Genomic DNA, 16,183 nt, shown 5'->3' with positions numbered 1-16,183 from the left:
GACAAAGATATTCCTTAATTATCAACTAATCTTATCAAACTAGTTTTTTTATCAAGTTTTGGTGTCAAATTCACGTTTCTTACAAACTAAAGGCTTTTTTAATCGGGATTATTCGGTTATTTACCGATACTCGTATAGAAATCAGCGGTATTTACTTGTGTATAGAATGACGAACCCGTACATTTGATAAAAAACAAAAAAATTGAACTTATGGATATGAAAGATTATGACATCAATTTTAAAGAGAAGAGGACAAACGGGTATCTGATCGCTACCTTATTTATCATTGTCGGTATATTATTTTTACTGCGGAATCTAGGAATGATAGATCCATCCTTATTTGACTTGCTTGTATCTTGGCCGATGCTGCTTGTCGTGTCGGGCATCTTTACGATTTTCCACCGTAATCCGGTAGGAGGTATGCTCCTCGTGGGCGTGGGAGTCTATTTCCTTTTCCCGCAGTTAAATTGGATCACGAACGATTTTTTACGTGTATATTGGCCGTTAGGATTAATCCTGTTAGGATTGGTCATCATGCTGAAGCGGAAAGATTCTATCCGCACGAAAAAGCATAAACGTCCCTTTAACCATCCCCCTTTCGGGCACAGAAAGCCTAACGATGAGATCAACTACGAGACAGATAACGGTTTCGTATCGGTTGACACCACTTTCAACTCGGTAAGGCACATCGTACTGGACCCCGTATTCAAGGGGGCGGACATAGACGTATCTTTCGGCAACGTGATTCTTGATCTTAAAAAAACAACATTAGAGGCTGATGAAACCATCATAAACATAGATAGCTCCTTCAGCGGCGTAGTAATATACGTTCCTAAAGGATGGCTGGTTCGTCTAAAGGTTGGTTCTTTCTTGGCAGGATGCCAAGATATGAGGGAACTGACAGAAGCAACCGACATGACGCATACACTATACATATGTGGAGACTTGTCGTTCAGCGGCCTTGAACTAAGAGACTAAACTCATCATGCAAGAACATCCTATTACAACATCCATATTACATAAAGGGCTGGGAAGCCTATTACTACTTTTAGCCATAGCGATCCAATGCGCATTATTAACTCTTTATGGCGATCTTCCGTTGAGCATCACTTTGGTCGATAGCCTACTTTCCATCGCATTGTTCGCCGTAGCGGGATATTATCTTTGGTATGTACAATGTACGTTACATATCATGCAAGCACGAGTGGCTTTCGCCGTACTCGTACAAATCGCTTGCATAGCCGGATGCTCGATCTTGCTACAAATATTCGGATTGGAAGATTGGGAGGAATTCTCGATCACGATTCCTGTTCGATTCCTGTTCGGCCTAATGGCATGGATCATTCTATCCCAATGGTATGCCAGTCGGGAAAGAAAGAGTGAGGCGGAACCTATCGTGAGACAAATGGAGGAAAAGACGGCCCCTCCCCCGACTACCGTTCCGGAGGAGATTCTAGATCGTATATCCGTAAAAGACGGGGCACGTATTCATATCATCCCGATAAAAGAGATATTCTATTTGCAAGCATGTGGCGACTATGTGACCTTATTCACCACTTCCGGTCAGCACGTAAAGGAGCAAACCATGAAGTATTTCGAGCGAAGCCTTCCTTCTCCGGAGTTCGTTCGTATACACCGCTCTTATATCGTTAATACGGAACAGATATTGCGAGTAGAACTATTCGGAAAAGAAACCTATCAAGTACGATTAAAGGATGGAACCTATCTTCGTGCCAGTAGCGCTGGCTATAAGCTACTCAAAGAACGTCTTTCCCTTTAGCAGTCCTATGAAAGGGATCTAATCATCGTTAAAATTAGAAGATTTTGATTGTAATATATAGAGCTTTATGTTGTGTAACACTTTTTAGCAAGCATCGACATGTTACTTAACATATATTAGTTGCAAAAGACTTGACAAATGGTCTTGACGAACGTATCTTTGCATCGTGGTTTTTTCATAATAGTATTAGATTTAAGGTTAACAAAGTTTGGTTAGGGCTTGTCGTGAGACAGGCTTTAATTGTTTATAGAGGTTTGCTTCCCTAGATTTACATATAACTATAAAAAAACGGCCACCCCTAAAAAGAGGCGGCCGTAATTATTCTTAATGAAAGAACCTACTCTTTGACAATCCTTGTAACTTCCAAATCAAAGATCAAAGTCGTATAAGGCTTTATTATGACACTTCCCGAAGCACTCCTTCCAGCCGAACCGTATCCCATCTGTTGAGGAATCCAAATCTCCCAACGATCTCCTGGGTGCATATTCTGTAACGCTGTAGCAAAACCATCTACCATCTCAGAAACAGTAAGCTCGGCAGGGGCACCTGCCTCAAACGATTTATCATCAAAAACCGTTCCATCAATAAACGTCCCTTTATAATAACATTCCACCTTGCTCGTATAATAAATCGGCTCCTTACTCTCTCCTGTCTTCAAGACCTTGTAAAGGATAAATCCGGCATTACTTTGAGAACTCAATTGCTCGAAACCCGGAACCAGCATCTGGGCTTGAAAAGCCTCCTCATTCTGGACCTTCCAAACCTCATCCACCTCTAGTGCCTCATCATCATCCCCACAAGAGGTGATCATGAGCACGCAAAACAACATCAACGCGATATGCCAGTACTTCTTCATTCGTTTACTCTATTACCTTTTTCAATAAATTCTTCATGCTCACCTTCTCCGTAATAATATCGTGAAGCTTATCGATGCTTACGCGCTCTTGCTCCATCGTGTCACGGAAACGGATCGTTACGCAATTATCCTTCAAGGTGTCATGGTCTACCGTAATACAATACGGGGTACCGATCGCATCTTGACGGCGATAACGCTTACCAATAGAATCCTTCTCGTCGTATTGGCAACGGAAGTCGAAACGCAACATATTTATAATCTCCTCAGCTTTCTCGGGCAGGCCATCTTTCTTCACCAATGGCAATACGGCCAACTTGATCGGAGCCAAGGCTGCGGGCAACTTCAATACCACACGGCTCTCGCCATTCGCCAACGTCTCCTCGCAGTAAGAACCCGCCATGATGCTCAAGAACACACGGTCTACACCGATCGAGGTCTCGATTACATACGGAGTGTAACTCTGGTTCAACTCCGGATCGAAATATTGGATCTTTTTACCGGAAAACTTCTCATGCTGACTCAAGTCGAAATTCGTACGGCTATGTATACCCTCCACTTCCTTGAATCCGAACGGCATCTCGAACTCGATATCCGTAGCGGCGTTAGCGTAGTGAGCCAACTTCTCATGATCGTGATAACGATACTTCTGATCTCCCAAGCCAAGAGCTTGATGCCATTTTAAGCGAGTAGACTTCCATTTCTTGAACCACTCGATCTCCTCACCCGGACGAACGAAGAATTGCATCTCCATTTGCTCGAACTCGCGCATACGGAAGATAAACTGACGAGCCACGATCTCATTACGGAACGCCTTACCGATCTGGGCGATACCGAACGGGATCTTCATACGGCCAGTCTTCTGCACATTCAAGAAGTTCACGAAAATACCTTGAGCCGTCTCCGGACGAAGATAAATCTTAGTCGCTCCATCAGCGGTAGAACCCATATCCGTAGAGAACATCAAGTTAAACTGGCGAACCTCCGTCCAGTTACGAGTTCCGGAAATCGGGCAAACGATCTCGCAATCCAAGATCAATTGGCGAAGATCCTCGAAGTTAGACTCGTTCATCGCCTTACTATAACGCTCATGAATCTCATTCCATTTCGCTTGATGCTCCAATACACGAGGATTCGTCTCACGGAATTTAGCCTCATCGAAAGCGTCACCGAATTTCTTTGCGGCTTTCGCCACTTCCTTATTTATTTTCTCCTCGATCTTGCCCAAATGGTCCTCGATCAAAACGTCCGCACGGTAACGTTTCTTCGAGTCCTTGTTATCGATCAACGGATCATTAAAAGCGTCAACATGGCCGGAAGCTTTCCAGATAGTAGGGTGCATAAAAATAGCGGAATCAATACCCACTACATTCTCATGCAGCAAAGTCATGCTATCCCACCAATATTTCTTTATATTATTCTTTAACTCAACACCATACTGGCCATAATCGTATACCGCTCCCAAACCGTCATAAATCTCTGAGGAGGGAAATACGAAACCATACTCCTTACAGTGTGAAACTAATTTCTTAAATACATCTTCTTGTGCCATAATCTAATAATTTGCCAATTTTGTTAATATGCCAATGTGCCAATGATAAGTCCATCGGAGACCCGCCTGAGTGACACATTAGCACATGGTCTCCTTTATGCGGCTACAAAGTAAATGATTTTTTCCGTAACTATAGAAAGTTTTGTATATTTACGACGTAAATCGTTAGTGTTTGCGCAAACAGTATAATTTAAACAAGATAATACCATGAAATCAGAAGAAATCTCACGCCGCTCGTTCCTTAAGCGAGCGCTAGCCTTATCGGCAGTATCAGCCATCCCGTCGTTCTGGACACCCGCCCACGGACGTGTTCTACCTACTTCCCCGCTAATCAGCGCTAATGACCGGGTAAATATAGCGTTCATCGGCATCGGACAACGAGGGGGCGAGATCGCCAAGGAATTGTATAACACAGGTCTGTGTAACGTGGTAGCTCTCTGCGACGTGGACATGGGAGCCCCTCACACGCAAGAGATTATCAACATGTTCCCGAAAGCGGCCCGTTTTCAGGACTTCCGCACGATGTTCGACCGGATGGCGGACAAGATCGATGCCGTAAGCGTAGGCGTGCCGGATCATTCCCACTTCCCGATCACGATCGAGGCGATGGCGCACGGCAAACATGTATATGTAGAGAAACCGATGGCCCGCACGTTCCAAGAAATAGAGATCATGATGCGTGGAGCGAAGAAATACGGCGTTGTCACCCAAATGGGTAACCAAGGACATTCCGAGGCGAACTATTTCCAATTCAAGGCATGGAAAGAGGCCGGTATTATCAAGGATGTTACCGCCATTACCGCCCATATGAATAATCCGCGTCGCTGGCACGGATGGAACCCGAATATTAGGCATATGCCTATGGGAGAACCGGTTCCCGAGACGATGGATTGGGACACATGGATCGGCGTAGCTCAATATCATGATTACAACCATGACTACCATTTGGGACAATGGCGTTGTTGGTACGACTTCGGAATGGGTGTCTTAGGAGACTGGGGAGCGCATATTTTGGATACGGCACATGAATTCCTAGATTTAGGATTGCCTACAGAAATAAATCCGCTTTATTTGAAAGACCATAACCCGTTCTTCTTCCCGATGTCATCCACCCTTCTGTTTAAATTCCCGGAAAGAGGGAATATGCCGGCCGTGGATATCACTTGGTACGATGGACTGGACAATATCCCCGCCGTACCGGAAGGTTATGGTGTCTCGGAGCTCGACCCGAATATCCCGACCGTAGCCGGAGGGAAGATACAACCGGCGAAGTTGAACCCGGGCAAGGAAATCTACTCGAAAGAATTAACCTTCAAGGGTGGTTCTCATGGAAGTACCTTATCTATCATCCCGGATGAGAAAGCGAAAGAGATGGAATCCCGCTTACCGGAAGTGCCGAAAAGCCCGTCTAACCATTTCGCGAACTTCCTGTTAAGCTGTATGGGTAAGGAGAAAACCCGCTCACCGTTCTCGATCGCCGGCCCATTAAGTCAGGTATTCTGTCTCGGCGTATTAAGCCAGCGCTTGAACCGCAAGCTCGTCTTCGATCGTGACACGAAACAGATCACGAACGATCCGGAAGCGAATAAGATGCTGTGTGGTTTGCCGCCTCGCAAAGGATGGGAACAATATTATACCATTTAATTGAAACATGGAGAATTGAAAGTTATTCGTTCATCGCTTTAACTTTCAATTCTCCCATATAATTTACAAGCCCATTTGCTACAACATCTACAACTATCCCTGCAATCATCTGGTCTTAGGATACTTAATCCATGGTGGTAGATAAAAAACATCTACAATTATCTGGCTCTATCTACCACTATTTACTGCCATTTACCACTTTTCCATCACCTAACACAACGCTTCTCCACACTCACCATATAGCATTATCCGATCTCCTTTCAACACGGATAAAATATTAACATCTAGCCATTTGTAGTTTTTTAACCTAAAAAACAAAAGTTTTATTATAGGAAAACAAAAGTTTAATAAGCGGAAAACTTTTGTTTCTCTATAGGGAAACTAAAGTTTCCTCAGTATGAAACTTTTGTTACCTCTAAGAGAAATGTCTTTTGCTTTTAATCCCGACGCTACGCTCTGCATTTTTTGTTATATTTATGGCAAATATAGAAAACCATAAGAACTAAAAGAATTTTCAAATTACCGAAGGAAAAGTACAAGGAGTGAGAACAACTACGGAAGGGGTCTTATTGTATAAGGGTATTTCATGAAGACCGGAAATCCGAACGAACAAGGATTGGACGAATAGGCACCCTATACGAAGGAAAAAACATTCGTGATGACATTCCATATCGAATAAAGTCATCACGAACGCCTTCAAATATACTCATAGGACTCCGAGAAACTCGACTGGGAGCTAGAAGAAGCCAATTCTTCAGAGACTAATTGATGCAGATTGCCATTCTGATCATAGGACTTCGTGATCCGACGAAGCTCTATGGGTTTCTTCTCTGTCGGGAGAGAAGTATAAACCATGATCTCCATGTTCAATCCGTTCTCATTGCGGTACTCGCTATATCGGAGAACCTCGGACGTTTCGGGATCACGAATCGTTTCTTTTGTCAACAACCCTGTCTCATCGTACTCATAGTCCGTATAAGTAAGCTTCCGGCCGAGTTCGTCGTACTCAACTTTCCGTTCCAGAAGATTATTCTTATAAGAAAAGACTGTCACCTTGCTCTTGCCAATAACCGGATATTCAGTAATCCCCTTTATTTTCCGGCCTTGTTCATCATACTTATAATGAAGCGTAGACAAATTATGATACGTCTAATCTAGGTTTCTGTTGAAGTAAACTTCTTACGCCAAAAGACACCGAATATTCGTCAGATTCGTATCCTATGAGTGATTTGCCGTTAAAGCTTGAACTTATACCCAACCGTCAGACTCATCGTATTGTAATTGGCACCGACACTTCTTACTTCATACAGAGAGAAATTATCGCCATCGATCTTATAGTTACCGCCCTCATCACCTAGAGAGAGATCATACCCCAGATTCATCACCCAGTTATTCACCTCTATACCAAAAGAAGTTGTCAATCCCCAATCAAAAGAATTCACGTCTCGAAATGGATGATCGGCGTTTTCAGCCTCATCATATCCCGAATGGCCATAACCATAACTATACCCTAGGCCAGTAGATTTGACATATTTACCAAGCGCCTGCGGCTCCTTCGAATACCCCATCGTAAACGAAGATCCCCAATTCGTATCATTCTTGACAGATACACCGGCATACATACCGACCGCTAAATGCATACGTACCTCTTTCGACACTTTCCATGAGAAATCAGCCATCACGGGCAATTGCAAAAAATGTTGCGTGATACCACCGGTCATCATCTCTTTCAAGACATACGTGGCAGACTCCGTCGTTCTCGGATAATCTCCCAACGAATACCCTCTATTCGCATAATATAAACCGGATTTCAGTCCAATCCATCCCGGTTCAAACTGGTAAGATACACCAACGCCTACCTTAACCCCCGCACGCCAGCTAGATCCCATTCCAACACGATTAACCGCGGCAAATCCACCCTCCGGAGTAATCCCCCAGCGTGATTGAGCGCTCACCATCAAGCCGCTCAAAGCGCATAACACAAATAAAATCAGCTTCTTCATATCATATTCTTTTATATGTAAATATCAATTGTTATTGATAAGACAAAAGATTCTGAAAAACCCCTACCACCTAAATATTTATTTTATAAAATCTCTTTATTTAACGCAAACTCACTCTCGTAAAAGCCTCATTCTTATAAAAACTGCCGAATATTTGCTATATTTACACCCTGTTAGCAATTTGGCGTAATAGCGTTGTGTAGAAAGAACTGGATTTTATGAGACCGGAAGATAAAGAAGACGATTATATCGAAGATAAGGAAAACGAGGAAATTGAGGATATAAATAGTGATACCCAAGATAACGAGACTACGGAGGAAGAGGCGAATACCCATTCCGACTATAAAGTCCCGGGGAAAGGGGATACACGTGTCACGACCTATCATTTGTCTGGGATGTACCAAAACTGGTTCCTAGACTACGCTTCTTATGTGATCTTGGAACGGGCCGTTCCGCATATCAACGATGGACTGAAACCCGTACAACGACGTATCCTGCACTCCATGAGGAGGTTGGATGACGGGCGGTATAACAAGGTTGCAAATATCGTAGGTCATACGATGCAGTTCCACCCTCACGGAGACGCCTCTATCGGAGATGCCTTGGTGCAATTGGGACAAAAGGATCTGTTGATCGATTGCCAAGGAAACTGGGGTAATATCCTGACGGGAGACGGAGCCGCCGCTCCTCGTTATATAGAGGCTCGCCTTTCCAAGTTTGCCTTGGAGACCGTATTCAATCCCAAGACAACCCTTTGGCAGCTTTCTTACGACGGGCGTAATAAGGAACCGGTTACCTTACCGGTAAAATTCCCTTTATTGCTGGCACAGGGCGTGGAAGGTATCGCCGTAGGCCTGTCTTCCAAGATACTCCCTCATAATTTCAATGAGTTATTAGATGCTTCCATCGCCTATCTACGGGGAGAGGAATTCGCGTTATATCCGGATTTCCAGACAGGAGGCTCTATCGACATAGCCAAATATAATGATGGAGAACGGGGTGGATCGGTGAAAGTCCGTGCGAAAATCGGCAAGCTCGATAATAAGACATTGGTGATCTCGGAGATCCCGTATGGAAAAACAACCTCTACCGTGATCGAGTCCATCCTAAAAGCGAACGATAAAGGAAAGATCAAGATCAAGAAGGTAGACGATAATACCGCCAAGGATGTAGAGATCTTGGTGCATCTCGCTCCGGGGGTCTCTTCAGACAAGACCATCGATGCTTTATACGCCTTTACGGATTGTGAGATCAGTATCTCCCCAAACTGTTGCGTGATCAAGGAGGACAAGCCGCATTTCCTTACGGTCAGCGATGTGCTTCGCCACTCTACGGATCGTACGCTGGAGCTGTTACGGGAAGAGCTCAAGATCCAGAAACAAGAGCAGGAGGAGGCCCTGTTCTTCGCCTCCCTTGAAAAGATATTTATCGAGGAACGTATTTATAAAGACCCGGAGTTCGAGAACGCCAAGAACATGGACGAGGCGATATCCCATATCGACCTTCGTTTAGAGCCGTTCAAGCCCCGATTTATCCGTGAGGTTACCCGGGACGATATCCTGAAACTCATGGAGATCAAGATGGGACGTATCTTAAAGTTCAACTCCGACAAGAGTAACGAGTTCATTGCCCAGACCTTGGAACAAATCGCCAAGATCAACGATAAGCTGGAACATATCGTCGACTATACCATCGATTGGTTTACCATGCTGAAAGAGAAATACGGCAAGGCTTACCCTCGCCATACCGTGATACGCAATTTCGACACGATCGAGGCGACCAAGGTCGTAGAGGCGAACGAGAAATTGTATATCAACCGTCAAGAAGGTTTCATCGGCATGGGACTGAAAAAGGACGAGTTCATATGTAACTGCTCGGATATAGACGATGTCATTATCTTCTATCGCAACGGTACTTATAAGATCGTCAAGGTAGCGGATAAGATCTTTATCGGTAAGGATATTCTATATGTCAACGTATTTAAGCGTAACGACAACCGGACGATTTACAACGTCATATACCGGGACGGTAAGTTCGGATATAATTACATCAAACGCTTCGCCGTCACAGGCGCTACACGCGATCGGGAATACGACCTGACCAAAGGTACGGAAAACTCCCGTGTCCTTTACTTCAGTGCAAACCCGAACGGAGAGGCGGAGACCGTCAAGGTAATCCTGAAACCCAAACCCCGGCAGAAACTACTCGTCTTCGAAAAGAACTTCAGCGAGATAGCCATTAAGGGACGGGGTTCTCAAGGTAATATCCTGACGAAAGCGGAAGTGCACAAGATCAGCCTCAAGCAGAAAGGCTCTTCCACCTTGGGAGGCCGGGAAGTATGGTTCGACTGGGACGTACTCCGGTTAAATTACGATGGACGGGGAGAAGAGCTAGGCGAGTTCCATAGCAACGATCAGATATTGGTGATCCTGCCGAACGGCGATTTCTACGTCACGAATTTTGACCTTAGCAATCACTACGAGTCCAATATCATGGTCATCGAGAAATACCAGCCGAGCAAGATATGGACTGCCGTATTATACGACGCGGATCAGAAATATTATTATATCAAACGATTCCTGCTGGAGGTAAACACCCGGAAGCAGAATTTCCTAGGAGAGAATCCGAAGAACCGCTTGATGTTGCTTACGGATGAGGTCTATCCTCGTATCGAGGTGATCTTCGGAGGCCACGACGCCTTCCGGGAGGCTCTCATCCTCGATGCCGACGAATTTATCGCGGTGAAAGGCTTCAAAGCCAAAGGTAAACGAATCTCTACATTTGAGGTCGAGACAATCAATGAGCTGGAACCGAATCGCTTCGTCCCTTCCGAAAACGCATCGGAATCAGACGATACCGAAGGCAATGAGGAGGGAAACGACACTGACGACGGGCAGAGTACCACGGATATTATCGATGAAATTACGGGACAGATGAAATTGTTTGACGAATAACCTATGAAAGCTATCACCTGTTTGATTGGTTTGTTCCTGCTGTTTCTCGCGTCACCGGCCAAGGCCCAGTCCGATGGAGACGAGATCCCTTGGTCTATCAACAGCGGGACCATGGTCGGTATAGGAAGCTACAACCTAATGGACACCTATTTATCTCCCAGCATGGAAGATAAGAAATATACAGGCCCCGGATTACGGGTAATGAATGAACGGATGAAGAGGGTCCGACTGGCAAACTATCGGGTATCCAGACAGCAAATCATAAGCGTCGATCTGGCTAGCACGGATAATGCTGCCTCTACCGCTACGGATTTCGCGGGCTTTATCGATTATACGTTGGGTTACTATTATCATTTGCCCACGGTATTGCCGGATTTAAAGCTTCTGGCGGGTGGTGCCGTGCATGGCATGGGTGGTTTTATATACAATACCCGCAACGGAAATAACCCGGCCTCGGCGAAAGCGGATATCGATTTGAACATCTCCGCCATGGCGATCTATAAGTTACGCGTCAAGGAATATCCTATGACGCTGCGCTACCAGTTCACGATCCCCTTTGCCGGTGTTTTATTCTCCCCCCATTACGGGCAATCGTATTACGAGATCTTCAACCTAGGGAATGCTTCGGGAGTGGTGCAATTCAATTCCTTCCATAATAAATTCGCCATGAAGAACTTTTTCACGGTAGATTTCCCGGTTTGTAATTTTACGATACGGGCAGGTTACCTAAACAGCTCTTACCGTACAGATGTCAATGGGATACAGTCTCATATAATCTCTCACTCTTTTATGATCGGCCTCGTGAAAGAATTTATCTCTTTCGGAGGAAAACGCCTAAAGAATACCCAGCGGTTCAGAAGCGCTTATTATTAAAAGGAAATCAAATGAAACGATACCTTATATATATATGTATATCTCTCGGATTCCTGTTTACCGGATGTGAGAAATCGGACGAATACGTGGCCTCCCCACAGGAGAACTTTGAGGCGCTTTGGAAAATATTGGATGAGAATTACTGCTTCTTCGAATACAAGGACATTGATTGGAACGAGGTTCACGACCGTTATAAGACGCAGATAAGCGATACGATGAACCAATACGTCCTATTTGACGTATTAGGCGATATGCTAAACGAGCTGAAAGACGGGCATACCAATTTGATATCCACCTTCAATATGTCCCGCTATTGGGATTGGTATCTCGATTATCCGGATAATTTCGACTCGGACATACAAGAGAATTATCTCGGAAGGAACTACTCGATCGCCGGAGGACTTAAATACACGACATTGAGTGACGGGCAGATCGGGTATATTTACTACGGTAGCTTTTCCAGTTCGGCCGGCGAAAGCGGTTTGGATCACATATTCTATCAATTCAAGGATTGCAAAGGTTTGATCTTCGATATCCGGGATAATGGCGGTGGCATGTTATCAAACGCCGATCGCATCGCTTCCCGTTTCTTGGAGGAAAAGATACTGACCGGCTATATCCAACATAAGACGGGTAAAGGGCACGATGACTTTTCCGAACCTTATCCCCTTTATCTCTCACCTTCCGAGCGTATCCGCTGGTTACGCCCTGTCGTGGTCTTAACGAATCGTCATTGCTACAGCGCCGCCAACGATTTCGTGCAGAAAGTACGCATGATGCCTTATGTAACGACGATGGGAGATCGCACCGGAGGCGGTAGTGGCTTCCCCTTTAACTCCGAGTTGCCCAACGGCTGGGGTGTCCGTTTCTCCGCGTCTCCCATGCTAGATGTAAACAAACAGCATACGGAATTCGGTATCGATCCTACATATAAGGTTTCTATGACCCAAGAAGATATCGAGAAAGGTAAAGATACGATTATCGAGGCGGCGATCACCCACCTCTTGTCCGAGACCGAGAAGAAATAAGGTTTCGCTAAAAAAACAACGCAAATATTTGCAAGTTTATAAAAAAGCATTACCTTTGCACACGATTCCAATGCGGCTGTGGTGTAATTGGTAGCCACGTCAGACTTAGGATCTGATGCTTCACGGCGTGGGGGTTCGAGTCCCTTCAGCCGCACAAATCCAGAAATCCTTGTAAGTTCGCTTACAAGGATTTTTTAGTATGGATAAACCTCCTCCATATATACAAGCACTGTGAAGATCAAGGATTACAAACAACATCCAAACTGTTAATTTTAGAAGATTTTATGCCTATTCTGTATAGTTTCAAATTCAAAAACATTTTTTATACCGGGCAGACATGTTGTTTAACACAAGTTATACTCAAAACCCTTGACAAAGGGGCTTTACAAGCTTATCTTTGCATTGTGGTTTTTTCATAATAGTATTAGATTTAAGGTTAACAAAGTTTGGTTAGGGCTTGTCGTGAGACAGGCTTTAATTATTTATAGGGGTTTCATTCGTTTATAGATGCTTCCCGGCATCGATTTTATCTTTCCATCCAATTCCAACTCAAAGAGCAGAGAAGATAATTGATGTACCGGAAGATTCAAGGCTACGGACAATTCATTGATATGAGATTCCTTTCGCATTTCCAAGAACGACAAGATCCGTTCACTCTCCTCGTTCTCAGGAAATAATAATTGGGTTTGGACCGGTAACGCATCTGTCTTTTGAGCGACATCCCAACGCATCGCCATGATTAAATCGTCAGCGCAAGTGATCAAGCCTCCTTTATTCTGCCGGATTAAGCCATTACATCCTTTAGAGTTGATATCCGTTACCCGGCCCGGAAAGGCATAGACATCCCGGCCATACGAGAAAGCGATATCCGCCGTGATCAAAGAGCCTCCTTTCTCCGCCGATTCAATAACGATCGTGGCATCCGCCAGACCGGCTACGATCCGGTTTCGCCGGATAAAGTTCTGCCGATCCGGATTCGTCCCGCTAGGAAAGTCGGTCAATAAACCTCCCCGCTCCAACATCTCGACCGCCGTAGAGCGATGCACGGGAGGATAGATACGATCCAAACCATGCGCCAATACGCCCACCGTGGGCAATTGGTTCTTCAACGCATTCCGATGAGCGCAAATATCGATGCCATATGCGAGTCCGCTAACGACCAATAGATCCGGGAAAATCACGGACAAATCCCGCAATAAACGCTCGGTCACTTCCTGCCCATAAGCGGAGGCCCTACGAGTACCCACAACGCTGATGATATGGGCGGCGTTTAAATCCGCGTTCCCCTTGAAATAAAATAAAACCGGAGCGTCCGGGCATTCCCGCAGACGTTCCGGATAATTCATATCTTTCAAGAAATAGATAGAGATACCGTTCTTTTGGGCAAAAGCCAATTCTTTCTCTGCCCGTAAAAGCACATCCGCCCGCTTAATCTCGGCGATAATCGAATCGCCGATACCCGATATCTTCTCTAGCGACTGGCGCTTTTCCGTAAACACGGCCTCCGCATCTCCCAACGCTTCCAGAAGATGGCGGGCTAGGATATCTCCCACCCCATTAATCATAGTAAGGCCAATTTGGTAAATCTGTTTGTCTGTCATTTATGCTTGTTTTGATTCTATTCGCTTTAGCATCTCATCGAAATATTCTCCTCTGGTTAATTTGCCATTCTCTACGACAACGGATTCCACGACTCCTTTAGTAGCCAGCGCCCCATCGGATTCCCGGTAAATATCTTGCTCGAACACCAGTTTCACCCCTTTCTTATATACATTCAGGCAAGAAGTATACCGATCGCCGCTCCGCAAGGAGTTCTTGAACTGGATATCCACACGGGCCACAAAAGCATCGATGCCCTTCTCATGCATGGCGCCGAAGTTCTCACCCAACGACTCTAGAAACTCATGCCGGGTATGCTCCATATAATGCTGGTAATTGGAGTTATTCACCACGCCTTGCAAATCGCACTCGTAATCGCGAACCTTGTCTGTCAGTTTAAAAATATATTCCTTCATTATCGTAGTTCTTTTTCGATTTGTACTTTCTCCATTTTATAAAGACGATCGGACGGGCGGATCTTCTCGGACATCTTTATCGAGAAGCGTTCCCCTTTCACGGTCTCCTCCACCGGTTTCAGGTCTACCCGGATCTCATCGACGGTCTGCATAACGGCTCCGGTCGTGGGACCCGTTACCAAGATCTCATCGCCTACTCTCAAGGAACCGGACTCCATCTCAAACTCGGCGACACCGATTCCGCTGAAGTATTTGATACCCCGTGCCACGTACACTTTCTTACGGGTAGCACCGGAGCCATATTTACTGCTCCATTCACCCAACCGTTGTCCCAGATAGTAGCCATCCCAGAAACCGCGATTAAAGACCCTGCGCAGACGCTCGTCCCAAACCGCTATCTTTTCCTCATCGAAGGTACCTTCGCAATAAGCCTTGACCGCCTCTTTATAACATTCGGTCACGAGACGCACATACTCCGGCCCGCGGGCACGCCCCTCCAGCTTGAACACACGTACGCCGGCATCCATCATCTTATTCATGAAATGAATCGTCTTCAAGTCCTTTGGCGACATGATATACTGATTCTCCACATCCAGCTCGATCTGGCTATCCTTATCATGCACCGTATAGGCACGACGACAAATTTGCATGCAAGCCCCCCGGTTGGCGGAAGCGTTCATCTCATGCAAACTCAAATAGCATTTACCGGACACGGCCATGCACAAAGCCCCGTGAGCGAACATCTCTATGCGGATCAATTCCCCTTTCGGGCCCTTGATCTGCTGCTTCACGATCTCCTGATAAATCTCATGCACCTGCTTTAAGTTCAATTCGCGAGCCAATACGACCACATCGGCGAAGCGGGCGTAAAACTTCAACGCCTCCACGTTCGAGATATTCAATTGCGTGGATAAGTGCACCTCTTGCCCGATGCTATTCGCGTAACTCATAGCGGCTACATCGGCGGCGATAATGGCGGAGACACCCGCATCCTTAGCGGCGTCTATGATCTCCCTCATCAACGGAAGATCCTCACCATAAATAACCGTATTAACCGTGAGATAACTCTTGATACCATGTTCCCCGCAAATAGCGACGATCTTGCGCAAATCCTCCGTCGTGAAATTATTCGACGAGCGAGAACGCATATTCAATCCTTCGATACCGAAATAAATGGAGTCGGCCCCTCCTTGTATAGCAGCCATCAACGATTCATAGGAACCGACAGGCGCCATTATTTCAAAATCCTTCTCTTTCAAGGTTATATATTTTAATATTACGGTAGCAAAGGTACGAATAATATTTGAGAAGATTTCTTATAAGCACAAACTCTCCATCCCATCATGAAAGAATAGTTCCAGTTGGAGAAGCACAAGATCCTAAATAAAGCGGGGCAATCCGAACTCTATCAATATATCATAAATGATCCGGATTATTAAAAACACCTGTTCCATCCACCGATCATCTTACGAGATGTAAAA

13 protein-coding genes and 1 tRNA gene are annotated in these 16,183 nt (G+C 45.2%); 7 read left to right on the top strand and 7 right to left on the bottom strand.

The features are described 5' to 3' along the window. The first annotated feature begins 210 nt into the window (after window positions 1-210). Entirely contained in the window at window positions 211-978 is a 768-nt protein-coding gene (locus CI960_RS22270; protein WP_005859987.1) for a LiaI-LiaF-like domain-containing protein, read from the top strand. 7 nt (window positions 979-985) lie between these two features. Then, on the top strand, window positions 986-1,780 hold the full coding sequence (locus tag CI960_RS22265; protein WP_005859989.1) for a LytTR family DNA-binding domain-containing protein: 795 nt from the start codon (window positions 986-988) through the stop codon (window positions 1,778-1,780). Between the two features lie 337 nt (window positions 1,781-2,117). On the opposite strand, the gene CI960_RS22260 is transcribed toward CI960_RS22265, so the two are convergent. Next, complete coding sequence (locus CI960_RS22260) at window positions 2,118-2,636, bottom strand: FKBP-type peptidyl-prolyl cis-trans isomerase (protein WP_005859990.1); 519 nt, start codon at window positions 2,634-2,636, stop codon at window positions 2,118-2,120. A gap of 4 nt (window positions 2,637-2,640) precedes the next feature. Further along, window positions 2,641-4,185, bottom strand: a complete 1,545-nt coding sequence (locus CI960_RS22255) for a glycine--tRNA ligase (RefSeq protein ID WP_005859992.1) — start codon at window positions 4,183-4,185, stop codon at window positions 2,641-2,643. A 207-nt stretch (window positions 4,186-4,392) separates the two neighbouring features. Between CI960_RS22255 and CI960_RS22250 the strand changes: the two genes are divergently transcribed. Beyond that, complete coding sequence (locus CI960_RS22250; protein ID WP_005859995.1) at window positions 4,393-5,829, top strand: Gfo/Idh/MocA family oxidoreductase; 1,437 nt, start codon at window positions 4,393-4,395, stop codon at window positions 5,827-5,829. A gap of 696 nt (window positions 5,830-6,525) precedes the next feature. On the opposite strand, the gene CI960_RS22245 is transcribed toward CI960_RS22250, so the two are convergent. After that, on the bottom strand, window positions 6,526-6,966 hold the full coding sequence (locus CI960_RS22245; protein ID WP_005859997.1) for a hypothetical protein: 441 nt from the start codon (window positions 6,964-6,966) through the stop codon (window positions 6,526-6,528). A gap of 98 nt (window positions 6,967-7,064) precedes the next feature. After that, window positions 7,065-7,832: a porin family protein gene (locus CI960_RS22240; RefSeq protein WP_005859999.1), complete on the bottom strand. Its 768-nt coding sequence runs from the start codon at window positions 7,830-7,832 to the stop codon at window positions 7,065-7,067. 218 nt (window positions 7,833-8,050) lie between these two features. Between CI960_RS22240 and CI960_RS22235 the strand changes: the two genes are divergently transcribed. The 4 genes from CI960_RS22235 to CI960_RS22220 all read left to right on the top strand — a co-directional run bounded on the left by CI960_RS22235 (window position 8,051) and on the right by CI960_RS22220 (window position 12,841). Then, a complete protein-coding gene (locus CI960_RS22235) occupies window positions 8,051-10,786 on the top strand; it encodes a DNA gyrase/topoisomerase IV subunit A (protein WP_005860001.1) in 2,736 nt (911 codons plus the stop codon). Window positions 10,787-10,789: 3 nt separating this feature from the next. Beyond that, window positions 10,790-11,659, top strand: a complete 870-nt coding sequence (locus CI960_RS22230) for a DUF3316 domain-containing protein (RefSeq protein ID WP_005860003.1) — start codon at window positions 10,790-10,792, stop codon at window positions 11,657-11,659. Window positions 11,660-11,670: 11 nt separating this feature from the next. After that, a complete protein-coding gene (locus CI960_RS22225) occupies window positions 11,671-12,687 on the top strand; it encodes a S41 family peptidase (RefSeq protein ID WP_005860005.1) in 1,017 nt (338 codons plus the stop codon). Window positions 12,688-12,759: 72 nt separating this feature from the next. Then, window positions 12,760-12,841 (top strand) — tRNA-Leu (locus tag CI960_RS22220). Between the two features lie 328 nt (window positions 12,842-13,169). On the opposite strand, the gene dprA is transcribed toward CI960_RS22220, so the two are convergent. From dprA to CI960_RS22205, 3 genes are read right to left on the bottom strand one after another with little or no spacing between them, the layout of a single operon-like run. Next, window positions 13,170-14,288, bottom strand: coding sequence for a DNA-processing protein DprA (dprA, locus tag CI960_RS22215; RefSeq protein ID WP_005860007.1), 1,119 nt, complete (start codon window positions 14,286-14,288; stop codon window positions 13,170-13,172). Beyond that, window positions 14,289-14,702, bottom strand: a complete 414-nt coding sequence (locus CI960_RS22210; RefSeq protein ID WP_005860009.1) for a thioesterase family protein — start codon at window positions 14,700-14,702, stop codon at window positions 14,289-14,291. Next, window positions 14,702-15,961, bottom strand: a complete 1,260-nt coding sequence (locus CI960_RS22205) for a peptidase U32 family protein (protein ID WP_008779052.1) — start codon at window positions 15,959-15,961, stop codon at window positions 14,702-14,704. Before CI960_RS22205 ends, CI960_RS22210 begins: the two co-directional genes overlap by 1 nt. Window positions 15,962-16,183 lie beyond the last annotated feature (222 nt).

The sequence above is a fragment of the Parabacteroides sp. CT06 genome (genome assembly GCF_002257605.1).
In the GTDB taxonomy this organism is placed as follows: Bacteria; Bacteroidota; Bacteroidia; order Bacteroidales; family Tannerellaceae; genus Parabacteroides; species Parabacteroides distasonis.
Note: the sequence above shows the minus strand (reverse complement) of the source record. Positions and strands in the feature narration are given on the sequence as shown.